This is a genomic window from Alishewanella tabrizica, assembly GCF_014652375.1.
GTDB classification, from domain to species: domain Bacteria; phylum Pseudomonadota; class Gammaproteobacteria; order Enterobacterales; family Alteromonadaceae; genus Alishewanella; species Alishewanella tabrizica.
Genome location: NZ_BMYR01000002.1, coordinates 86,288 through 109,981, shown reverse-complemented (window position 1 = coordinate 109,981; position 23,694 = coordinate 86,288). Strand labels below are relative to the sequence as shown.

Annotated in this window: 22 protein-coding genes; 3 read left to right on the top strand and 19 right to left on the bottom strand. The window is 47.3% G+C overall.

Annotated elements, in window-relative coordinates:
• Positions 1-3 precede the first annotated feature (3 nt).
• From IE070_RS02905 to trmJ, 19 genes are all read right to left on the bottom strand, one after another.
• The gene (locus IE070_RS02905; protein ID WP_189480287.1) at positions 4-2,259 is read right to left on the bottom strand and encodes an arginine/lysine/ornithine decarboxylase; all 2,256 of its coding nucleotides are present in this window, start codon (positions 2,257-2,259) and stop codon (positions 4-6) included.
• Positions 2,260-2,262: 3 nt separating this feature from the next.
• Complete coding sequence (gene der, locus IE070_RS02900) at positions 2,263-3,756, bottom strand: ribosome biogenesis GTPase Der (protein WP_189480285.1); 1,494 nt, start codon at positions 3,754-3,756, stop codon at positions 2,263-2,265.
• Between the two features lie 72 nt (positions 3,757-3,828).
• Complete coding sequence (gene bamB / locus IE070_RS02895; RefSeq protein WP_189480283.1) at positions 3,829-5,016, bottom strand: outer membrane protein assembly factor BamB; 1,188 nt, start codon at positions 5,014-5,016, stop codon at positions 3,829-3,831.
• Positions 5,017-5,025: 9 nt separating this feature from the next.
• Complete coding sequence (locus IE070_RS02890) at positions 5,026-5,655, bottom strand: YfgM family protein (protein ID WP_189480281.1); 630 nt, start codon at positions 5,653-5,655, stop codon at positions 5,026-5,028.
• Positions 5,656-5,675: 20 nt separating this feature from the next.
• On the bottom strand, positions 5,676-6,941 hold the full coding sequence (gene hisS / locus IE070_RS02885; protein WP_189480279.1) for a histidine--tRNA ligase: 1,266 nt from the start codon (positions 6,939-6,941) through the stop codon (positions 5,676-5,678).
• 153 nt (positions 6,942-7,094) lie between these two features.
• The gene (gene ispG / locus IE070_RS02880; RefSeq protein WP_189480278.1) at positions 7,095-8,195 is read right to left on the bottom strand and encodes a flavodoxin-dependent (E)-4-hydroxy-3-methylbut-2-enyl-diphosphate synthase; all 1,101 of its coding nucleotides are present in this window, start codon (positions 8,193-8,195) and stop codon (positions 7,095-7,097) included.
• On the bottom strand, positions 8,195-9,220 hold the full coding sequence (locus IE070_RS02875) for a RodZ domain-containing protein (RefSeq protein ID WP_189480276.1): 1,026 nt from the start codon (positions 9,218-9,220) through the stop codon (positions 8,195-8,197). The genes ispG and IE070_RS02875 overlap by 1 nt, the downstream gene beginning before the upstream one ends.
• Positions 9,213-10,760 carry a type IV pilus biogenesis/stability protein PilW gene (gene pilW, locus IE070_RS02870; protein WP_189480274.1) on the bottom strand — a complete coding sequence of 516 codons (1,548 nt, stop codon included), beginning with the start codon at positions 10,758-10,760 and terminating at the stop codon, positions 9,213-9,215. The genes IE070_RS02875 and pilW overlap by 8 nt, the downstream gene beginning before the upstream one ends.
• Before the next feature lie 21 nt (positions 10,761-10,781).
• Positions 10,782-11,909: a dual-specificity RNA methyltransferase RlmN gene (gene rlmN, locus IE070_RS02865; protein ID WP_189480272.1), complete on the bottom strand. Its 1,128-nt coding sequence runs from the start codon at positions 11,907-11,909 to the stop codon at positions 10,782-10,784.
• Positions 11,910-12,013: 104 nt separating this feature from the next.
• On the bottom strand, positions 12,014-12,445 hold the full coding sequence (gene ndk, locus IE070_RS02860; RefSeq protein ID WP_189430322.1) for a nucleoside-diphosphate kinase: 432 nt from the start codon (positions 12,443-12,445) through the stop codon (positions 12,014-12,016).
• Positions 12,446-12,515: 70 nt separating this feature from the next.
• A complete protein-coding gene (fdx, locus tag IE070_RS02855) occupies positions 12,516-12,854 on the bottom strand; it encodes an ISC system 2Fe-2S type ferredoxin (protein ID WP_189480270.1) in 339 nt (112 codons plus the stop codon).
• Positions 12,855-12,856: 2 nt separating this feature from the next.
• Positions 12,857-14,713, bottom strand: a complete 1,857-nt coding sequence (gene hscA / locus IE070_RS02850; RefSeq protein WP_189480268.1) for a Fe-S protein assembly chaperone HscA — start codon at positions 14,711-14,713, stop codon at positions 12,857-12,859.
• Positions 14,714-14,720: 7 nt separating this feature from the next.
• Positions 14,721-15,245, bottom strand: a complete 525-nt coding sequence (gene hscB / locus IE070_RS02845; protein ID WP_189480266.1) for a co-chaperone HscB — start codon at positions 15,243-15,245, stop codon at positions 14,721-14,723.
• A gap of 18 nt (positions 15,246-15,263) precedes the next feature.
• Positions 15,264-15,587: an iron-sulfur cluster assembly protein IscA gene (iscA, locus tag IE070_RS02840; RefSeq protein ID WP_189480264.1), complete on the bottom strand. Its 324-nt coding sequence runs from the start codon at positions 15,585-15,587 to the stop codon at positions 15,264-15,266.
• Between the two features lie 6 nt (positions 15,588-15,593).
• Entirely contained in the window at positions 15,594-15,977 is a 384-nt protein-coding gene (gene iscU / locus IE070_RS02835; RefSeq protein WP_189480262.1) for a Fe-S cluster assembly scaffold IscU, read from the bottom strand.
• Between the two features lie 33 nt (positions 15,978-16,010).
• Positions 16,011-17,225: an IscS subfamily cysteine desulfurase gene (locus IE070_RS02830; RefSeq protein ID WP_189480260.1), complete on the bottom strand. Its 1,215-nt coding sequence runs from the start codon at positions 17,223-17,225 to the stop codon at positions 16,011-16,013.
• 19 nt (positions 17,226-17,244) lie between these two features.
• The gene (gene iscR, locus IE070_RS02825) at positions 17,245-17,724 is read right to left on the bottom strand and encodes a Fe-S cluster assembly transcriptional regulator IscR (protein ID WP_189480259.1); all 480 of its coding nucleotides are present in this window, start codon (positions 17,722-17,724) and stop codon (positions 17,245-17,247) included.
• A gap of 89 nt (positions 17,725-17,813) precedes the next feature.
• Positions 17,814-18,623 carry a serine O-acetyltransferase gene (gene cysE, locus IE070_RS02820; RefSeq protein WP_189480257.1) on the bottom strand — a complete coding sequence of 270 codons (810 nt, stop codon included), beginning with the start codon at positions 18,621-18,623 and terminating at the stop codon, positions 17,814-17,816.
• Between the two features lie 23 nt (positions 18,624-18,646).
• Positions 18,647-19,459: a tRNA (cytosine(32)/uridine(32)-2'-O)-methyltransferase TrmJ gene (trmJ, locus tag IE070_RS02815; RefSeq protein WP_189480752.1), complete on the bottom strand. Its 813-nt coding sequence runs from the start codon at positions 19,457-19,459 to the stop codon at positions 18,647-18,649.
• A gap of 185 nt (positions 19,460-19,644) precedes the next feature.
• Here trmJ and IE070_RS02810 point away from each other — a divergent pair, with 185 nt between their 5' ends.
• The 3 genes from IE070_RS02810 (at position 19,645) to IE070_RS02800 (ending at position 23,647) form a co-directional block, all read left to right on the top strand.
• Positions 19,645-20,472 carry a class I SAM-dependent methyltransferase gene (locus IE070_RS02810; RefSeq protein ID WP_189480256.1) on the top strand — a complete coding sequence of 276 codons (828 nt, stop codon included), beginning with the start codon at positions 19,645-19,647 and terminating at the stop codon, positions 20,470-20,472.
• A 21-nt stretch (positions 20,473-20,493) separates the two neighbouring features.
• Positions 20,494-21,783 (top strand): phosphoribosylamine--glycine ligase, encoded by a 1,290-nt coding sequence (gene purD, locus IE070_RS02805; RefSeq protein WP_189480254.1) that lies wholly within the window; start codon positions 20,494-20,496, stop codon positions 21,781-21,783.
• 82 nt (positions 21,784-21,865) lie between these two features.
• Positions 21,866-23,647 (top strand): ExeM/NucH family extracellular endonuclease, encoded by a 1,782-nt coding sequence (locus IE070_RS02800; RefSeq protein WP_189480252.1) that lies wholly within the window; start codon positions 21,866-21,868, stop codon positions 23,645-23,647.
• Positions 23,648-23,694: the final 47 nt, after the last annotated feature.

The window sequence follows — 23,694 nt, the reverse complement described above, 5'->3', positions numbered from 1 at the left end:
TTTTTACTCTTTGACTACATCGATAAAGTACTTCACTTCACCCTCAACCGTTTCGCGTACTAAACCGTGTACGTCGGTTTCAAAGCCTGGGAACTCACCGTTAAAATCACGGGTAAATTTCAAGTAATTGATAATGGTTTTGTTAAAGCGCTCGCCCGGTACCATCAGTGGAATACCTGGTGGGTAAGGTGTTACCAGCATAGCAGTGACACGGCCTTCGATTTCATCAATCGATACGCGCTCAATCTCGCGGTGTGCCATCTTCGCCCAGGCATCCGCAGGGGTCATGGCAGTATCAATATGTGATAAGTACATCTCAGTGGTCACTTTGGCCACATCGTACTTGCGATACATATTATGGATACGCTGACACAGATCGCGCAGACCGACTTTTTCGTAGCGTTTATTCTTCGCCGCAAATTCTGGCATTACCCGCCACATTGGCAGGTTTTGATCGTAGTCGTCTTTAAATTGCTGTAACTCGGTTACCATCGAGTTCCAACGCCCTTTGGTAATACCAATAGTAAACATAATAAAGAACGAATAGAGGCCGGTTTTCTCGATAATAATACCGTGCTCTGCCAGATACTTGCTGACGATAGCGGCCGGTATACCGGTTTCATCAAACTGACCATGCAGGTTCATACCCGGGGTGATAATGGTGGCCTTGATCGGATCCAGCATATTAAAGCCCGATTCAATCTCCCCAAAACCATGCCAACTGTCGGTAGCATGCAGCACCCATTTCTCGCGTTTACCTATGCCCTCTTCTGGCAGTAAATCGGGGCCCCACACTTTAAACCACCAATCATCATCGCCAAATTCGGCGTCGACTTTACGCATCGCTCGGCGAAAATCGATAGCTTCTAATAAGCTTTCTTCTACCAGTGCCGTGCCGCCTGGCGGCTCCATCATCGCGGCTGCCACATCACAGCTGGCAATAATGGCATATTGCGGGCTGGTGGAGCTGTGCATTAAATACGATTCGTTAAAACGGTGCGTATCTAAGCTGCGTTTCTCGGCATTTTGTACCAAAATTTGCGAGGCCTGTGATAAACCCGCTAACAGCTTATGCGTCGACTGGGTTGCAAACACCAAGGTATCTTCTGAACGCGGCCGATCTTTACCAATAGCATGCATATTATGATAAAACTCATGGAAGCTAGCATGCGGCAACCAGGCTTCATCAAAATGCAGCGTATCAATGGTAGAGCCGAGCTCTTGCTTAATTTCTTCCACGTTATACAAAATACCGTCATAAGTACTTTGCGTAATGGTTAAAATACGTGGTTTCTTGTTTTTCGCATTGCGAGCAAACGGATTGGCTTCAATCTTTTTCGCAATCGCTTCGGGGGAAAACTCACTTTTCGGGATCGGGCCGATAATGCCGTAATGGTTGCGGGTCGGCATTAAAAACACCGGAATCGCGCCGGTCATAATAATCGAGTGCAAAATCGATTTATGGCAGTTACGATCGACGACCACGATATCACCTGGCGCGACTACCGAGTGCCACACCATCTTATTTGACGTCGAGGTACCGTTAGTCACAAAGAACAGGTGATCCGCATTAAAGATCCGCGCCGCATTGGCTTCACTTTCTGCAACCGGCCCGGTGTGATCCAGCAACTGGCCTAATTCATCAACCGAGTTACACACATCGGCGCGCAGCATATTCTCACCAAAAAACTGGTGAAACATTTGGCCAACCGGACTCTTTAAGAAGGCAACGCCGCCAGAGTGCCCCGGGCAATGCCAAGAGTATGAGCTATCTTGTGCGTAATCCATTAGCGCATTAAAAAACGGCGGCGCTAAAGCATCTAAATATTTACGGGCTTCGCGGATAATATGCCGCGCCACAAACTCTGGCGTATCTTCAAACATATGAATAAAGCCGTGCAGCTCACGCAGAATATCGTTCGGGATATGGCGGCTAGTGCGGGTTTCCCCGTATAAGAAAATAGGAATATCGGCATTGCGCTTACGCACTTCTTTTACAAAAGCACGTAGCTCTAATAAGGCGCTGTTTACTTCAGCATCAGTGCCACCGCCAAATTCTTCATCATCAATAGATAAAATAAAGCAGGATGCCCGGCTTGCCTGCTGCGCAAAAGCCGTTAAATCGACATAGCTGGTATAGCCAATAACTTCAAAACCATGGCTGCCAATAGCTTCTGCCAGATCACGAATACCTGAGCCTGAAATATTCTCTGAGCGAAAATCTTCGTCAATAACAATGACGGGAAAACGGAAATTCATCAGTTAGTCCTTACTTTTGGTTTTATTGGCCATTTTTTGCCGAGCCAGTAACAGGCGCTCACGTTTATACTTTTGTAACGCCGTTTCGGTATTCTTTTTGGTTGGGGTAAAGGGGTTTTCCCCTTCTCTAAATTCAATACGAATCGGCGTCCCCATCATTTGCAACGCTTTACGATAATAATTCATTAAATAACGTTTATAGGAATCGGGTAAATCTTTGACCTGATTACCATGTATCACCACGATAGGTGGATTATAGCCGCCCGCATGGGCGTACTTTAATTTAACCCTACGCCCAGACACCATTGGCGGCTGGTGATCTTCTTGTGCCATTTTCATAATACGTGTTAGCAATGATGTACTGACGCGTTTGGTGGCAGAATCGAAAGCCTCTTCAACTGATTCAAATAAATTACCTACACCAGAGCCATGTAAGGCCGAGATAAAGTGCAAGCGGGCAAAATCAATAAAACCTAAACGGCGATCCAACTCGCGTTTAATTTCATCTTTTACGCTATCGTTCAGGCCATCCCATTTGTTGACGGCTAACACCAGTGAACGCCCCGCATTAAGCACAAAACCTAATATACTTAAATCTTGATCAGAAATACCTTGGCGCGCATCGACCACCAAAATGACCACGTTGGCATCTTCAATGGCTTGCAGCGTTTTTACGACCGAAAACTTTTCGACCATATCATCAATTTTACCGCGACGACGCACCCCTGCGGTATCAATCAAGGTGTAATCACGCTCATTGCGTTTCATCGGGATATAAACTGAATCGCGTGTGGTACCTGGCATATCAAACACCACCACCCGCTCTTCACCTAAAATACGGTTAGTTAGCGTTGACTTACCGACATTAGGCCGGCCAACAATGGCGAGCTTAATGTGTTCTGAGCGCAAACGTGCCGCTTCAGCATCCGCTTCCTCTTCACTTACCGACGTTAAATCTAATTCGGGAAGGACTTCGCCATTCGCCAGCGCGGCCTCTTGCTTGGCTTGTAAAAAGGGTAATAACGCATGCTGCAATAATGACGATACGCCACGACCATGAGCCGCAGCGATAGGATACACTTCGCCAATGCCTAGACTATAAAAATCGGCTACAGCGGTATCGGCGTCTAAACCATCCGTTTTATTCGCCACTAAAAAGACTGGCTTGCGCACACGCCGGATATGCTCAGCAATGGCTTGATCGCCCACGGTAGAGCCCGCTCGGGCGTCCACCATAAACAACACCACGTCGGCTTCGTCGATGGCTTTGAGCGATTGCTCCGCCATTTCCACTTCGATGCCTTGTTCATTACCATCGATACCACCGGTATCAACCACAATAAACTCCATACCTTCAAAGTTCACCGAGCCATATTTACGATCACGGGTTAACCCCGGAAAGTCGGCAACTAAGGCATCGCGCGTCCGCGTTAAACGGTTGAATAAGGTGGATTTGCCAACATTGGCACGCCCCACAAGGGCAACTACAGGTAACATGTTTTGTCAGCCTCTAAAATAAGAAAACAGGCCGCTAAGACCTGTTTCCTGCTTAATGTTTAAATACGCAGTTTAAGGCGTTTGTAATAAGGTTAGCTCACCGTCACGCGTTGTGATCACTAAATATTCACTGTTCGCAACGGGTTCACGATAAAAGCCTGAACCATCAAAGCTTTGTCGTGCTACAAATTCGCCGGTACTACGATTTAACCAATGCAAATTGCCTTTGTTATCACCCACCACCAAATAGTCTTTGTACACGGTTGGGCCGGTTAAGAAATGCTTATGTAAACCGGTTTGACTCCATAGCTCAGTACCATTACGGCGATCAACTGCATAGATACGACCAACAGAATCGACTAAATACAGCACCGTGCCAGAGACAGCCATATTGCGGAAACTGGCGTAATCACGTTTCCAAATTTGCTGACCACTGCGCAAATCCATAGCAAACAGCTCACCGTTAAAGGCAATGCTATAAATATTTCCAGCCACCACGATAGGTTTGGCATCCACATCAACTAACCGAGACAAATCGGTACTACCTTTCGGGGTTGCAATCGTTTCTTCCCACGCTTGGAAACCACGATCAACGACCAATACGCCAACGCGACCATTTGAGGTGCCATAAATCACACCGCCGCTATCGATTACCGGCTCGCTAACACCACGTATAGTCAGTGGTGGCTGTTCGTTTTCAAATACCCAACGTTGTTCACCGTTATCGGGATTTAAACCCACTAAGGTACCGGTGCCCAGTTTTACCACAACAAACGCATCACCTACGGCAGGGCTAACGAGCACTTCACCGGGTACCTGGATACGCCATACTTGTTCGCCCGTCTCGGCGTTAAGCGCAACAACATCACCATTTTCTGTACCGAAGTAAACATTGCCATAACCTTGTGCAATACCACCGGCGATCCGAGCGTTGTCCGATGAAAAACGCTGCCGCATACGCTGTAGTGTTGATAAAGTCTCATCTTTACGTAAATCAAAGGTCCACAGCCGCTTACCACTAGCAAGATCTAAGGCAACCACTAAGCCTTCACGGCTCGCCATATATACTTTGTCATTAAATAACAGCGGTTTTAAGCCTGATTCATAATGGGCAACCCCGTTACCCACTTGTACATCCCAAACCTTTTTAGGGCTGATCTGATTTTCAACGTCGGGTAACACCAGTTTTTCTTTACTAGAACACGCTACTAATGTCAGCGCTGCTAACGCTAAACCTGCATGTTTTAACAATACATTCATGCTGGCCCCTTAGTTAGTCACTGTGATGTGCGCCAGCTCATCCAGTTTAATTTGTAAAAGCTGTGTATTTTGGCCAGCTTTCGCTAACGCTTGCTGATAGGCCGTTTTGGCTGCTACTAAATCGCCACTGGCGTGTAACACATCGCCTTTCAATTCGGCTTGCTGAGCGGTAAAGCTCTCAGGTACATTTTGGTTCAACGTAGCCAGTGCAGCCGCAAAATCACCTGTCTCGCGTTGTACCCGAGCTAAGCGAATTTGCGCAATCGCTTTTACACTAGCATCGCTGCTGTGTTTTTCAGCAAAGGTTAACTGATTAATCGCTTCAGGTAAGTTACCTGCATTAACAGCTTCTTTCGCCGCTAATAACGCTGCTAAAACGGCATAATTATTGCCACCTTGCGCCGCAATAAAGCTTTGTGCCTGCGTCAGCCATTGCTCATCTGTGCCCTGCTGCTGAACAAGTTGCGCATAGCTTGCAGATAATGCCTCAGCACTGGCACGCTGCTCAGCTTGATAATACCGCCAGCCATACAGCGCTGCTAAACCAATCACCACACCGCCTAAAATTGCTTTACCGTATTCGTTCCAAAACCGTTTGATGGCTTCAACTTGTTGTTCTTCAGTGCTGTAAATTTCCACCTAACTACTCCGCTATTCTTTTAGGCCAGTTGCTGAGTCAATTCACTCAGCTTAAGGGTTTGTTGTGGCTTGTCTTGGCGCAGCCATTTCAGGGTCACTTCACCGCGCGCCAGTTCTTCATCACCTAAAATTAGGGCGATTTCAGCACCTGATTTATCGGCTTTTTTAAATTGTTTTTTCAAATTGCCACCACCACAGTGCAAGATAACACGTTTTGATGACAAGTCGTTACGCAGCTTTTCGGCAACGTTTATCGCTGCAAGTTCCGCAGACGCACCAATTGCCATAACATAAATATCGGCGCTAGGGGATTCTGCAGGTGCCAGCCCTAGCGTTTGCAATAGCAGAATTAAACGTTCTAACCCCAGCGCAAACCCCACTGCTGGCGTGGCTTTACCGCCCAACTGTTCAACTAAGCCGTCATAACGACCGCCAGCACACACGGTACCCTGCGAGCCCAAATCGGTTGTTACCCACTCAAAAACAGTACGATTGTAGTAATCTAAACCACGAACTAAACGCGGATTAATGGTAAATTCAACACCCGCTGCCGTTAAACGGTGTTGTAATTGGGTAAAATGCTCAGCTGACTCGGCATCTAAGTGATCGGCTAACTGTGGCGCTGCAGCCAACATCGCAGCCATTTCCGGATTTTTGCTGTCTAATACCCGCAGTGGATTACTGTATAAACGGCGTAAGCTGTCTTCATCGAGCAGGGCTTTATGCTGTTCTAAATAAGCAATCAGGGTATCGCGGTAGGCGGCCCGAGCCTCATTAGACCCTAAAGAATTAAGCTCGAGCTTAACATGGGGTGTTAAACCCAATCTTTGCCACACACGTGCACTCAGCATGATTACTTCAGCATCAATATCAGCGCTGGCAATACCAAAGGCTTCTAAACCAAATTGATGAAACTGCCGATAGCGGCCTTTTTGTGGCCGCTCATGCCGAAACATTGGCCCGGTGTACCACAGGCGCTGTTCTTGATTATAAAGCAAACCATGTTCATTGCCCGCTCTAACGCAGCAGGCCGTTCCCTCAGGACGTAGGGTTAAACTGTCACCATTACGATCACTAAAGGTATACATTTCTTTTTCAACAATATCGGTAACTTCACCAATGGAACGCTTAAACAGCTCTGTCATTTCCACAATAGGGAAACGAATTTCACTGTAACCATAACTGGCGACCGTATCGCGTAAAACGTGTTCAACGTATTGCCACAAGCCTGTATCTTGTGGCAGGCAATCGTTCATCCCACGTATTGCCTGAATAGGTTTCGACAAAATAATGCTTCCGTTTTTAGTTCTCTAAAGCCAAGCTATGCGTGCCACAAAGCCCTGCTAGCAAACACCACAAAAAAGAGGATAATTATACCCTTAATCTGCAACAAGATGCGAATTTCAGCACAACAGACCGTAGCAAGTGCTCAACCAGTGTTATAGTTGTTTGACCGTAATGCGTTGCTGCAGATACTGCCGTACTTGCTGTTCAAGTTGTGTCGCTATATGTTCATTGTCTAGCCGCAAACGTTGTCTTTCACCATTGATGTAAAAACCACTTTTGCGATTGGCGCCGGCAACGCCTAAATCTGATACTAGAGCTTCACCTGGTCCGTTTACAACACAACCAATCACGGATACCGTTAAAGGCTCGACAATATCTTCTAAACGTTGTTCTAATTCGTTCATGGTCTTAATGACATCAAATTCTTGTCGTGAACAACTTGGACAGGCAATGAAATTAATGCCCCTGGAACGGATCCGTAACGACTTAAGAATATCAAAGGCCACTTTCACTTCTTCTACCGGATCAGCAGCTAAAGAAATACGCAGCGTATCACCAATACCTTCAGCTAGCAGCATGCCTAGACCTATGGCTGATTTTACCGCGCCCGCCCGCGCGCCGCCGGCTTCAGTGATCCCAAGATGCAGTGGTTGCTTAATTTGCGTCGCTAATAGGCGATAAGCGCCAACCGCCAAAAAAACATCGGAGGCCTTTACACTCACCTTAAACTGATCAAAGTTTAAACGGTCTAAAATATCCACATGCCGCATGGCCGATTCCACTAAGGCTTCTGGCGTTGGCTCACGATATTTCTCTTGAATGTCGGCTTCTAATGAACCGCCATTTACGCCAATACGAATAGGGATATTGTAATCTTTTGCTGCATCAACCACCGCACGGATCCGATCTTCACGACCAATGTTACCAGGATTAATGCGCAAACAATCTACGCCATACTCAGCCACTTTTAAGGCGATACGGTAATCAAAGTGGATATCTGCCACTAGAGGGATCGGAGATTGTTGCTTGATCAGCTTGAATGCTTCAGCCGCTTCCATCGTTGGCACAGAGACACGCACTAAATCTGCGCCTGCCGCTGCAATTGCGCGAATTTGTGCCACTGTCGCATCGACATCTGTCGTGCGGGTATTGGTCATAGATTGCACCGCTATCGGGGCATCACCGCCTATTAACACATTACCCACTTTAATTTGGGTGCTGTGCCGACGTTTAATCGGATTCTCTGCAAACATTATTCGTTTTGTCCTGCCAAAGTAAATTTCGCCACCCGGCCGCCGGGGAAGCCAGACATATCAAATGGCGTTTGGTTAATCTCAATTGCCACAACACCTGGATTACCCAAGGTAATCGTAAATGGGCCCTTGGCATTTAATTCCATAACATAGCCCGGTTGCTTAGTACCATAAGCAATACGCTCACCATTGCTGTCTAGTACATCTATCCAGCAATTGTCACTGAAGGTCATTTTAAGGCGATCTAAACCACTATCGCTACTATCTCCAAAAGATTCTGCCGGGATGCCCGTAGCAAGCTCGCCTAAGGGGTTAGCGGTAACCGTTTCTGATGAGGTCTCTTGTAAAGATGCCACAGTAATCGGTTCTGATGCCAAAACAGATTGTGCTGCGCTTGATGGCAACGCCTCAGCTACCTGCGGTGTGGCTTCTGCAGTAACCGTATTGTCTAACGTTGGTGCAACTTGCGTAGGTACTGTTAAAGAAGGCGCCGTCGTTGGAACGACAGTTAAATCGGCTACGGCCGTGGATACAGGCATCGACTCAGCACGGTCGGCTAATGTTAGACCCGTTGTGGACGCTATAGGCTCATTTAAGGCATTAAAATCACGCGCACCCTGCCATAACCATGCGGCTAATGACGCCAGCAACAAGGCCGCTATAACATAGGTCAACCACATAAACCGTGTTTCAGTTTGTAACTTGGCTTGCCGATTAGAAAAGGTTTTCATCATTTTAACCGGCGCACTTTTCACCTGATGTGCGTGCTCAAAATGCGTAAGTAATGGCTGTTCTGGTATCTTCAGAAAACGGGCATACGCACGCAAATACCCGCGCATAAAGGTGGGTAGTATAGTTTTATCTGGCTCATCGGCCTCAATACTTTGTAGCACATGCGCTTTTAAATTAAGCTGTTGCGCAGCTTGCTCTAATGTCAGCTGACGTCGCTCACGTTCTTGTTTTAGTAACTGTCCAACACTTAGCTCGGAGGAGACAGTTTGCTGAGCTTGTTCGTTATTACTCATGATTAATTGATGCCGGATCCACAATATAAAGTTTCTGACCAATCTTAAGCCGACTTTGTTCAGTTAGCTGGTTCCAAGCCAAGAAGCGCTCGAGGCGAATATTATAACGGTATGATATTGCAAACATAGTATCACCCTCTGCCACGAGATGATAATACTCATCTACGGGTTGCGCTGCGGCCAGTCGCACAGGTACCGGCTTCTGTTTCTCTGGTTCAGAAGCTTGAACCTCAGACGTTACCGGCTGCGCTATCGTTTGTGATTGCGCTATCGTTTGTGGTTGCGCTGTTGTTTGAGATGGCAGTGTCGTCGAGGCTGGCGCGTCAATCAGCGTTGTTTGTTCTGTGGGCAATGCTGGTGTTGGCTGTAAAGAGGTGGCAACGGACGCTGTCGAATCGGTTGGTGCGGGTAATACGGCGTTAACGCCAGACGTATCTGATGGCATTGTCGATTGCGGCACTGTCGATTGTGGCTCTGTCGACGGTACCCCTGTCAACTGTGATACAGTCGACTGTGGCACTGGTAGCACTGGCTGAGGCGCTGCAGCCTCTGTTGTTACAGCGGCAGAGTGCGCCGCTAGCGTCGAGCGCGTTACTTCTGGGCTTACATGCTCAGGCGTTTTACGACGAATACGCAGCTGCGGGTTAGCCACAGGTTGTGGCATAGCAGCATCTGATTGCACGGTTGTTGAACCAGAAGGCTGCAAACTGGCTAATAAATGCTGTTTATAGCGCTCACGTAACTGCTCAAACTCACTTTCCATTATGCGCTGCTGTAATAAGAGCCGCGTTTCTTCAGTATCGATATAAAGCGTTAACAATAATTGTTCAGCATGGCGCATGGTGGATACATCACCTTGCTTTTCTGAAACTAAATAATTCAGTAGCGTACTGCGTGCCGATACGCGGCCTAGGCGCTGGATCCGCTGTAAGTCAGCTTTCGCATCGGCAAGGTTCCCCATCGCATAATTAAGTGACGCACTGTTAATTAACGCAGTGATCCGCGTACCATTATGCGTAATAGATGAGCCAATATAAGTACGAGCTTGCTCAAAACCGTTTTGCTCAAGTTGACACAGCGCCAAATTCTCATAACTCTCAGCCACCCGAATATAACCAGGCTTGGAAATGGCTGACAATAACAAACGCTCAGCATCGGCATAGCGCTCAATTTGACAAAGAAAAGCCCCGTAGTTGTTGTAAGCATCGGCATTATTACTGTCTTTGGCAATGGCTTGCTTATACGCATTTTCCGCTTGTAGATGCTCGCCTACCGTTTGATAGTAAAACGCCAAGGCGTTATACACTTCAGGTAAATTGGGCGCCATGGTTTTGGCGCGCTCTAAATTATACAGCGCTTGCGTACTATCACCACGGCGTAAATAATTTAGTCCCAACGAAATGCGGGTTTTAGCTGCTTCAGTATTATCGACATTTCGCTGTGTAACTTGGCGCTCATTTGCAACATACGTACTCTCAGACACACAGCCTGAGAGCATAAATAGTGCCGTAAGCGCGGTGACAACAGGATATTTCTGCATTACCACTGGCCATCCATTCTGTTATTGCAGCACTTTTACTGTGATAGCGTCACCTTTTTGCTGCTTTTTAATTAATCGTTTGGTCCGGTCGATAACATCACCCACCAATTGACCACACGCGGCGTCAATATCATCTCCGCGCGTTTTACGTACCATAACAGTAAAACCGTGTTCTTGTAAGACCTTGTTAAAACGATCAATCCGTGAATTGCTTGAACGTTTGTAAGGCGAGCCAGGATACGGATTAAATGGAATAAGATTAATCTTCGATGGCGTATCTTTCAAGGCTTTAGCCAGTTCGTGTGCCTGCTCCATGCTGTCGTTTATGCCCTCTAACATGACATACTCAACGGTCACTTTGTCATTGGCTTTAGAATGTTCAATATAGCGACGCGAGGCAGCTAGAAACTCCTCCATCGGGTATTTCTTATTCACGGGCACCAGTTCATCACGCAGTGCATTATTGGGGGCATGCAACGAGATGGCTAACGCAACATCAATTTTCTCACGCAGCAAATCTAACGCAGGTACCACGCCAGAGGTGCTTAAGGTCACCCGTCTCTTGGATAAACCAAAGCCAAAATCTTCTAACATTAATTCCATGGCTGGCACGACATTGTTTAAATTCAATAAGGGTTCGCCCATGCCCATCATCACCACATTGGTCACCGGCTTTTCGCCCGTATCACCAAAGCTACCGATAATTTGTGACACGCGCCATACTTGACCAATAATTTCTGACACACTTAAATTACGGTTAAACCCTTGCTGTGCTGTAGAACAAAACGAACAATCTAAGGCGCAGCCTACCTGTGATGAAACACAGAGTGTGCGTCGATCTTTTTCTGGGATCCAAACGGTTTCTACTTCTTGACCACCCGCCAGTGCCATTACAAATTTAATGGTGCCATCAGCACTGTCTTGACGCGTGGCAATCACTGGCGCTTTTATTTCGCAGCGGGTTTTTAACAACTCGCGCAGCTTTTTATTGATATTCGTCATTTTGTCGAAATCATCAACACAGTAATGATAAATCCATTTCATGACTTGATCGGCACGGAATGGCTTTTCACCAAGGCTGACGAAAAAATCCTGCATCTGTGATCGCGTCAGATCCAGTAAATTTACTAAAGCGGCGGAATTGCTCATTCCAGGATACTCCTGCTAACCAATATCAATAAAAAATGCGTGTAACACATGTAATGTAAAGAAGGGGGCTATTGCCCCCTTAGTATTTCTCTCACTGCGAACGATTAACGTGTGCGGCTGCACAGCTCTGCGTCAGTGAAGAAATAGGCAATTTCGCGGGCAGCAGAGGCAGCAGCGTCTGAACCGTGAACAGCGTTCTCATCGATGCTGTCTGCAAAATCAGCGCGTAACGTACCCGCTAAAGCATCTTTCGGGTTAGTTGCACCCATGATTTCACGATTTTTCAATACAGCGTTTTCGCCTTCTAACACCTGAACTACAACTGGGCCAGACGTCATAAAAGACACTAAAGCGTTAAAGAAAGGACGCTCTTTGTGCTCAGCATAGAAGCCTTCAGCTTGTTCACGGCTTAAGTGTAACATTTTAGCGGCAACAATGCGTAAGCCTGCAGCTTCAAAACGGCTGTAAATTGCGCCGATCAGGTTTTTAGCAACAGCATCAGGCTTGATAATTGAGAAGGTACGTTCTAAGGCCATGTTAGGCTCCTATTAATCTAAAGGGTTAAAATTTTGGGCGGCAAATTATACGCTAAAATTTGGAAAAAGCCTAATGACCTTCGCTGACCATATTGACCGTGTACTTAGGAATTTCGACCACTAAATCTTCATCGGCAATACGTGCCTGACAGCCTAAGCGTGATTCTGGTTCTAAACCCCACGCTTTGTCTAACATATCTTCTTCAAGCTCATCACTTTCGTTCAGCGAATAAAACCCTTCGCGCACAATCACGTGACACGTAGTGCAGGCACATGATTTTTCACAAGCATGTTCAATAGAAATACCGTTGCGAAGCGCCACATCTAACACGGTCTCACCACGTTTCGCGTCAAGCGCAGCGCCTTCTGGACACAGCTCTGCATGGGGTAAAAATACGATTTGTGGCATGGTTAAACCTCATCTACCTTATGGCCTTGCAGCGCTAATCGAATGGATTTGTCCATACGCCGTGCCGCAAACTCATCTGTTAACTGATTAGTATGTTCAATCGCTGCTTTAATTGCAGCAGTATTGTCTTGCTGTTTTACGTTTTGTAACACCGTTAATGATTGCCGAATCTGCGCTAACTCGTCGGCATCTAACAGTGCAGCATCGGAATTTAAAGCGGCACTCACGGCTTCTAACACCCGTTCGGCTTCAACTTGCTGCTCGCGTAATAACCTAAGCTGCATATCCTGACGTGCATATTGCATTGAGCCTCTGATCATGGATGCTACTTGCTCATCACTTAACCCGTAAGAGGGCTTTACCTGAATACTGGCTTGTACACCGGTAGATTTCTCTTCCGCACTGACACTGAGTAAACCATCCGCATCAACTTGAAAGGTCACACGAATATGGGCACCACCAGCAGGCATGGGCGGAATACCTCGTAATTCAAAACGGGCTAACGAACGACAATCTTCAACCAATTCACGCTCACCTTGCACCACATGAATGGCCATAGCCGTTTGACCGTCTTTAAAGGTAGTGAATTCTTGTGCTCGCGCCACCGGAATGACCGTATTGCGCGGAATAATTTTCTCGGTAAGCCCGCCCATGGTTTCAATACCCAATGACAACGGGATCACGTCTAACAAGAGGGTTTCGTGTTCGGCTTTATTACCAACTAAAACATTGGCTTGGATCGCCGCACCTAACGCCACCACCTTATCAGGATCGATTGATGTTAACGGTTCGCTAGCAAAAAAATCAGCCACGAGTTGCCGCACCAAGGGTACACGAGTTGACCCGCCAACCATGACAACCGTTGCGACATCATCAGTAGTTAAATCGGCATCACGCAGCGTTTGGCGACACGCACGAATCGTCTGTTTTACCAAGCCTGTAATTAAATCGGTAAAGTCGGTACGGTTAACAACACCGGTTACTAATTGGCCATCGGCAGTAAAATCGTAAGTCGTTTGCGCATGCTCGGTTAAACGTTCTTTAATCGCGCGTGCTTGCTGCTGATACAAACGACGCGCGCTAGCCGATAAGGCCTGTTGTCCATGGCGCTGTTGTAAAAAAGTAACCAGTGCTTGATCAAAATCGTCACCACCCAGCGCGGAATCGCCGCCAGTGGCTAAGACTTCAAAGACACCTCGACGTAAACGTAAAATAGAAATATCAAAGGTACCGCCACCCAAATCGTAAACCGCAATAATTCCCTCTTGGCCAGAATCTAAACCATAGGCTAAGGCCGCGGCAGTGGGTTCATTTAGTAAGCGTAGCACGGTTAAACCGGCTAACTTTGCGGCATCTTTGGTTGCTTGGCGCTGTGCATCATCAAAGTAAGCTGGCACGGTGATAACCACACCATTTAATTCTCCGCCTAGCGTTTCACTGGCCGTGTTTGCCAGCGTTGCTAAAATTTCAGCTGAAATTTCTACCGGATTTTTAACGCCTTGCACCGTGTTAATGGCAACCAATCCGGCTTGCTCTACGAATTGATAGGGCAACTCGTGCGCTAGCGCTAAGGTTTCTTGATACCCTTTACCCATTAAGCGTTTAACTGACACTATGGTGTTTTCAGCATCGTCCACCGCGGCAGCTTGTGCTGCAGAACCCACCTGTATTCCATCAGCCGTATAACGTACGACCGAAGGCACCATAGCCTCACCCGCTTTGTTGACTAAGGTTTTAGCTTCACCGCTACGTACGGTAGCAACCAGTGAGTTAGTGGTGCCAAGGTCTATACCGGCCGCCAATCTGTGTTGATGCGGGGCCGCGCTTTGGCCCGGCTCCGCGATTTGAAGTAACGCCATAGTGAATTTAGTCTTGTAGTTGCTGTTCGATTAACTCCAGCTCTTGCTGCAGTTTATAGAAGAATTTTAGTTTGCGAACCAATTCGGCCGCTACCTGATCTTGCTCTGCGGTACCCGCGGCAAGCGCATGATGTAATGCATTTAACAACAATTTACGCTGTTTCAGTAATTGCTGTTCTATATCGGCAATCGCCTGTTCCGTATCAACTTGTGCCGACACCTCGGCCAACTGCTCACGCAGCTCCATCTGCTGCATTAAAAAAACCGGATCAGTAAAGCTACGTTGCTCATTACTAATTTTTAAACCCCGTAACGCCAATAAATGCTCAGCCCTAAGCAGAGGTTGCTTAAGGCTGTGATACGCATCATTGATGTTGGCCGTTTGCTGTACTGACAGCAAACGGTCTCGCTCTGACCCAGCCGCAAAATTATCGGGATGAAACCGTTTTTGAAGTGCCAGATAACGTGAACCCAGCTCGGTTAAATCCAACTCAAATTGCGCGGGTAAGTCAAACAACTGAAAGTAATTCATGCTACCTCAGTGCCCGCCTTACACGGTAAAGCTTTCGCCACAACCGCATTCGCCGTTAACGTTAGGATTATTAAATTGAAATCCCTCGTTTAAGCCTTCTTTCACAAAATCAAGCTGTGTGCCATCGATGTACACCAAACTTTTGCCATCTACGATCAACTTTAACCCATGATCTTCAAACACCTGATCATCGTCGTTTAATTCATCGACAAACTCCAGTACATAAGCCAGGCCTGAACATCCAGTCGTTTTCACGCCTACGCGCAAGCCAACACCTTTACCACGGTTTTGCAGAAAACTACTCACCCGCTCGGCTGCTGCCACTGTCATTGAAATGGCCATCTGGGGTTAGCTCCCACGCTTTTGTTTGTAATCTGCGATGGCGGCCTTGATGGCATCTTCCGCTAGGATAGAACAGTGAATTTTTACCGGCGGTAACGCCAATTCATGCGCAATGTCAGTATTCTTAATTTGCTGAGCTTCGTCCAGCGTCTTACCTTTAACCCATTCGGTTACCAACGAACTCGACGCAATAGCACTGCCACAACCGTAGGTTTTAAACTTAGCATCTTCGATAATGCCTTGCTCATTGACCTTGATTTGTAGCTTCATTACGTCACCACAGGCTGGTGCACCGACCATACCAGTAGCTACACTCGGATCATCTTTGGCGAAGGATCCCACGTTACGTGGATTTTCGTAGTGATCAATTACTTTATTACTGTAAGCCATGTTAGTTACCTCTTATGTGGCGATAGCGCCTGATTAGTGCGCCACCCAGGCCACAGTGTTTAAATCTACGCCGTCTTTGTACATATCCCACAGCGGCGACATTTCACGAAGTTTATCAATCGCTTCGTGCACAATTTTGATAGTGTGATCAATTTGCTCTTCTGTGGTAAAACGACCAATACTAAACCGGATTGAGCTATGCGCTAATTCATCTGACAAACCCAGGGCCCGTAATACATAAGAAGGCTCTAAACTGGCAGATGTACAGGCTGAACCTGATGAAACAGCGATATCTTTTAACGCCATGATCAGCGATTCACCTTCAACATAGTTAAAGCTGATATTGGTAATACCAGGGACACGCTGCGTAGCATCACCATTTAAAAATACTTGCTCAATATCTTTGATACCGTTCCATAAACGATCACGTAATACCGTGATACGCGCTTGCTCTGAAGCCATTTCTTCTTTGGCGATACGGAACGATTCACCCATCGCAACGATTTGATGAGTGGCTAAGGTACCCGAACGCATGCCGCGCTCATGTCCACCGCCGTGCGTTTGCGCTTCTAAGCGAATACGCGGCTTACGGCGCACAAATAATGCACCTACACCTTTAGGGCCGTAAGTTTTATGGCCTGAAAAAGACATTAAATCTACTTTTAAATTTTGCAAATCAATGGCCACGCGGCCAGTAGACTGGGCGGCATCAACATGAAAAATAATGCCTTTGCTACGGCATAACTCACCGATCGCCGCGATGTCTTGCACCACACCAATCTCGTTGTTCACATGCATAATGCTAACAACGGTTGTATCGGGGCGCATGGCGTTAGTGAGTTTTTCTAAATCGACTAAGCCGTTGGCTTCAACATCAAGGTATGTCACCTCATAGCCTTCACGTTCTAACTGCCGCATCGCATCCAACACCGCTTTATGTTCGGTTTTAACCGTAATTAAATGTTTACCTTTTTTATGGTAAAACTCGGCGGCGCCTTTGATAGCAAGATTGTTAGATTCGGTTGCGCCCGAGGTAAATACAATTTCACGTGGATCAGCATTTACAAGTTCAGCAATCTGGCTACGGGCAATTTCTACCGCCTCTTCAGCCTGCCAGCCAAAACGATGTGAACGTGACGCCGGGTTACCAAACTGGCCATCCATTGTCAGAAATTGCATCATTTTTTCTGCAACCCGCGGATCAACCGGGGTTGTAGCAGCATAGTCTAAATATATTGGTAGGTTCATTATTGGCTCCGTGTTGCGCTTACAGCTGGCAGCTGACTTCGATATCAGTTGCGGGATTTTTAATTTTACGGCTTTGTTGCTGAGCGGTTTGCCGCATTTCTTCCTGCCTAACCAATTCTTCCAAGGATATATTGGTTAAGAAATCTTCGATTCGGTGACTGAGATTACTCCACAGCGTATGGGTTAAACAACGAACACCGCCGTGGCAATCTGACTTACCCTGACACCGAGTAGCATCTACTGATTCATCTACCGCAGCGATCACTGCTGAGATAGAAATGGCTGAAGCGGCCAACCCTAATTGATAACCGCCTCCTGGCCCTCGCACACTGCTCACTAGGCCTTGTTTGCGTAAGCGGGCAAATAATTGTTCTAGATAAGACAGCGAAATACCCTGCCGTTCTGAAATATCAGCTAACGGTACCGGGCCTTGCACAGCATGCAAAGCCACATCCAGCATTGCGGTAACCGCATAGCGGCCTTTGGACGTTAATCGCATAAATAGCTCCTTTCCAGAATACGTTGCATTGTACATTCCTGACTGTTTTAGTCAAGTATTAATCCTAGTATTCTAGTCAGGTATTCACCCTAAATGAGTGGATCAAACGCCTCAACATCCTTACGCCGTTGCTCGGCTGCACGCTGTTCTGCATCACGAAAATCCACTTCATTAATGTTTACCGTGGGGACCTCAGAACAGACATTCCCTCCCAATGAATTGACACTTTTACAGAGTTCACTCACTTTATTGTCAAGAACATGAATGTGATCTAATAAGCTGCCAATAGCATTGGCGACGGGATCAGGATTCTCAGCAGAAACCGCATAGGCATCAAACCCAAATTTTTTGGCTAAATGCTGGCGTTGTTCAGACACTTCAGCGGCCACTTTTGCCACGACACGTCCTGGAATACCCACTACCGTGGCCCCTGCGGGCACATCTTTTACTACCACAGCATTAGAGCCAATGCGCGCATTCTCTCCCACAATGAGTGGCCCTAATATTTTAGCGCCCGCACCAATAACCACGCCTTTGCCTAATGTAGGATGACGTTTACCAGGATTCCAACTGGTCCCCCCAAGCGTGACGCCGTGATACAGCGTGCAATCATCACCAATTTCGGCCGTTTCACCTATTACGACCCCCATCCCATGATCAATAAAAAAACGGCGGCCAATTTTTGCACCAGGATGGATTTCAACGCCGGTTAACCAACGCCCTAACGTACTGAGCCATTTTGCCAACCAGCGCCAATGCGCTAGCCATAAACGATGGCTGACACGATGCAGCCAAATTGCATGTAACCCTGGATAGGTTGTAAAGACTTCAAACGCACTGCGTGCCGCGGGATCACGATCAAAAACACTTCGAATATCTTCTTTAATGCCAGAAAACATGCCAATGACTCCTTAGTTATCCGTTACGCTTTGGGCGTTTTATGATCAACTTTTTCTAAGCGCAGCATGGACGTTAAAATACCGCGTAAGATGTTGTACTCGGCTTCTTCAGGTCGTGCGCGAGTAAATAATCGTTTTAATTTCGTCATCACCACACCCGGATGCTGCTTGATAATAAAACCTGTGTGGGTAAGTGCTGTTTCTAAATGCTGATAAAAATTTTCCATCTGCGCTGATGTTGGATAATTAACGCTATCACTCTGCGGGCTCGCACTAAGGTCGGCAGCAATATTGCCTGCTTCATCAGATATGACCTGTGATACAGCATCTGAAGCCTCGCCCGCCTGTTCAGCAAGCACAGCCATCCGCACTTCGTAGCATAAAATTTGTACCGCCATTGCCAAATTAAGTGAACTATATTCCGGATTGGCATCAATACACACATGGTACTGACATAGCTGCAATTCTTCGTTAGTTAACCCACTACTTTCTCGACCAAAAACCAATGCCACAGGGCCTAATTTAGCCTCGGATACCGCTTTTAATCCACATTCACGCGGGGCTAACATCGGCCAACTAAGAGTGCGGGAACGGGCGCTACTGCCTACCACTAACGTACAATCAGCAACGGCTTCAGCAAGGTGATCATAGGTTTTAGCCGCAGCAAGGATATCACTAGCACCCGCAGCTAACGCAAAAGCTTGACCATCAGGCTCGCTCTTAGGCGCAACCAAACACAACTGCGAGAGGCCCATCGTTTTCATAGCGCGGGCAACCGAACCCATATTACCTGTATGCGTTGTGCCAACTAACACCACTTTGATTTGCTCTAACATAACGATACCCATGCGAAAAAGGGTATGCATTCTAGCATAGCCAACTACGTTTGTTGACTGAAATTTAGCAGTCTAGCCACCTAAAACGTGAAATAAAAGCCCCCAAGAATTCAGCCATAAAAGGCGCTGCAATTACGGCCTTGCTTTGTTAAACTAAGGCTAACTTTCATAAGGAGTCACCTACTATGTTTCGTTTAAGCCGAATCGTCACCCTGACCGCCTTACTGTCAAGCGCCGCAATGTTCAGCAATGCGTTGTTAGCGTCTACGCCAGCCCTAGAACAAGCGGTTAATAGTCCACACCGTACCGCTGAATTCACAAAACGTGATCAGTACCGTAATCCTGCTGCCACTCTACATTTTTTTGAAGTAACCCCTCAAAGCACCGTAGTTGAAGTGTCACCCGGCGCGGGCTGGTATACCGAAATTTTAGCGCCGCTACTGGCTGACCAAGGCAAATATTACGCAGCCCATTTCCCTGCTAATGCCTCCGGTTATGGTCAACGCAGTCGTGCTGCATTTTTAGAAAAACTGGCCGCAGATCCGCGTTACGCCAAAGTGCAAGTTACCGAATTTGCCCCAACTCCTGGTGTCACGATTGCCCCCGCCGGTTCCGCAGATGTCGTACTGACCTTTCGTAATTTACACAATTGGTACATTGCCGGTGGTGAAGACGCCATGCTAACAGCCTTTACCCATTTTTATACCGCGCTAAAACCAGGTGGAGTACTTGGGGTAGTAGAGCACCGTTTACCCGAAGCACAGTCAAATACTGAATGGACGCGAAGCGGCTACATGCCACAAAGCTTGGCGGTTAGCCTAGCGGAAAAAGCAGGGTTTGTATTAGACAGCACCAGCGAGATCAACGCCAATCCTAAAGATACAGCAGATCATCCTTCTGGTGTGTGGACCTTACCGCCAAGTTTACGCTTAGGCGACGTTGATCGCGAAAAGTACCTAGCCATTGGTGAAAGCGACCGCATGACGCTGAAGTTTCGTAAACCTTTAAATTAACTGATAACAACGGATAAGCTAATGAAAGTATTGGTAATAGGTGGCGGTGGCCGTGAACATGCTCTGGCTTGGAAAGCGGCACAATCCCCGCGTGTCACGCAGGTATTTGTTGCGCCTGGTAATGCCGGGACTGCGCGCGAAGCAGCATTAGAAAACGTGGCAATTGCCGCGGATGATGTCGCTAGCTTACTGGCGTTTGCTCAACAGCAGCAGGTGGATTTAACCATTGTTGGCCCAGAAGCTCCGCTTGCTAAAGGGGTAGTGGATCATTTTAGAGCTGCTGGCTTGGCGATTTTTGGCCCTACGCAAGCAGCAGCTCAGTTAGAAAGTTCAAAAGCCTTTGCCAAGGACTTTTTAGCGAGACATAACATCCCTACAGCGGCTTACCAAAACTTTACCGAGATTGCCCCGGCCAAAGCCTTTGTTCAACAATTGGGGTTACCTATTGTTATTAAGGCAGATGGCTTAGCGGCTGGCAAAGGCGTGATTATTGCGCAAACCGAAGCGGATGCCTTTGCCGCCATTGATGACATGTTAGCCGGGAATAAGTTTGGCGATGCCGGCAGTCGTGTTGTTATAGAGGAATTTTTACTTGGCGAAGAAGCATCTTTCATTGTTATGGTCGATGGTCAAAATGCCCTAGCATTTGCCTCATCCCAAGATCATAAAGCCAGAGATAATGGTGACAAAGGCCCCAATACGGGGGGCATGGGAGCCTATTCGCCTGCACCAGTGGTAACACCTGCTGTGCATGACTGGGTAATGCAGCAAGTGATTTATCCGACGGTACGCGGAATGGCCGCGGAAGGTAACGTATATACAGGTTTCTTGTACGCGGGTTTAATGATTGCACCTGATGGCTCCGCCAAGGTGTTAGAGTTTAACTGTCGCTTTGGAGATCCTGAAACACAGCCGATCATGCTGCGCTTAGAATCTGATCTTGTCACACTTTGCCAACAAGCGGTATTAGGTGAGTTGGATAAAGCACATATTCAGTTTACCGATCAAGCCGCCGTTGGTGTGGTGATGGCCGCAGGTGGCTATCCCGATGCTTATGCTAAAGGCGCCGTGATCCACGGATTAGATACGCCATCGCCTGACGGTACGAAGGTGTTTCATGCCGGTACTGAACTGCACAATAACGACGTAGTAACCAATGGCGGGCGCGTACTTTGTGCCACAGCCTTAGGCAATACCGTTACCGAAGCACAACACGCGGCTTATCAATTAGCGTCGCAAATCTGTTGGGATCAGGTGTTTTATCGAACGGACATTGGTTATCGTGCTATTGCGCGTGAGCAAAACACCTAATAACTTCATACTGTCGTTTGAAAAAGGTGCTTCGGCACCTTTTTTTAAATAGCCCCCTTTATACAGTGTAACAGGAAACATTATGCGTCTTTTTACGTTAACCTTTGGTGCCCTTTTGTCTGCCTTATTGGCGGGCTGTCAACAACCGACCACACTCTGTGAGCAGGCATCACATCAAATAGGCCAAGTACAAGGTTCTGCTGACATCAGTAGCCTGTTAAGCCAACAAGTCAGTGTACAAGGTGTAGTACTAGGGCACGTATATTTAGACAGCCCAACCCCAGGATTAATGTTACAAAGCGTGCAAGCCGATGCCGATCCAACAACGGCAGAAGGGATTTTTGTGGTCGTACAAGAACCAGAAAAATATCAAAAAGGCCAGGTGTTACTGGTAAAAGGCATTGTGGCGGAAGTTGATCAATTAACCAGTTTAATTGACGCTGAGGTGCTCAGCCAATGTGGTCAGCAAGAGATGCAACCACTGGCTCTGCAATTACCGTTAACGGCGCCTTTAAGCTGGGAAGCGCTAGAAGGCATGTGGATCAGTATCCCTCAACCTTTAGTGGTAGCCGATACGTTTCAATTGGGACGCTATGGCGAGATCTTGCTGGCCAACGAACGACTCATGGTGCCAACACAAGTGGTCGCACCCGGTCCGGCAGCACAGCAATTAGCTGAGCAGCACACTCGGCAAGCCATTCTGTTAGATGATGGCGCTTGGCGTCAAAACCCGGATCCACTGCCCTATCCAAATACCGGTCTAAGTGCGCAAAGTACATTACGCGTTGGTGATGAAGTCTTGAATGTGGCAGGCATAGTGCATCAAGATGAACGCGGTTACCGATTATTACCTACTCAGCAACCCCGTTTTAATGTATCCAATCCCAGACCAGCAGCCCCTACTGCGGCACTATCGTCCGAACTGCGTATTGCCAGCTACAATGTATTGAATTTCTTTACTGGGCAAGGTCAGGAGCCGGCTTTCCCTACCCGTCGTGGCGCACGTTCTCCCGAAGAACTTGCTCGGCAACAAGCTAAACTAGTTTCAGCGCTACTGGCTCTAGATGCAGACGTTATAGGTTTGTTAGAGTTAGAAAATAACGGCTATGATACTGGCAGTGCCATCGCCACGTTACTCGCTGCCGTTAATCAACAAGCAGCCGAACCGTATAACATGGTGATCACAACCGACAAGCCAGGTTCTGATGCGATTAAAGTCGGTATGTTTTACCGTAGCAATCGAGTAGTACCAATAGGCGACACTGCCTTGCAAACCGCAGCGCCATTTACCCGCCTACACCGCGCACCCATAGCACAAAGTTTTCGCCATATTGCTAGCGAGACCGAATTTACCTTAGCGGTTAACCACTTTAAATCAAAAGGTAGTTGTCCTCGTACAGGCAGTGCCGACTATGAACTGCAAAAGGATCAAGGTGATGGCCAAGCCTGTTGGAATGCGGCAAGAGTGACAGCCGCTACAGCGTTACAACAATGGCTACAAACCTATCCTACTGGGATAACGAGTCCACATCAGGTTATTGTGGGTGACTTTAATGCTTACCGAATGGAAGATCCTATTCGCTTTTTTGAAACACATGGTTGGACTTACCTCAGTGAGGGTAACGCGGCTTCTTACTCCTTTGTTTTTAGAGGGCAGTCGGGTTCGTTAGATCATATGCTCGCTAGCCCAAGTTTAGCCGAAAAGTTACACCATTTCGCACACTGGCCCATTAATGCGGATGAGCCGGTATTATTGGATTACAGCTTGCGTTTTAAACCTGCCAGCCAACGGCAGCAATTATACGATACTAACCCGTATCGTTCGTCGGATCATGATCCGATTATCGCGACCTTCCGCTTTTAGATCTTGTGGCACGAACGCGTTGCGGTTGTTGATAACACGCAGCGCGT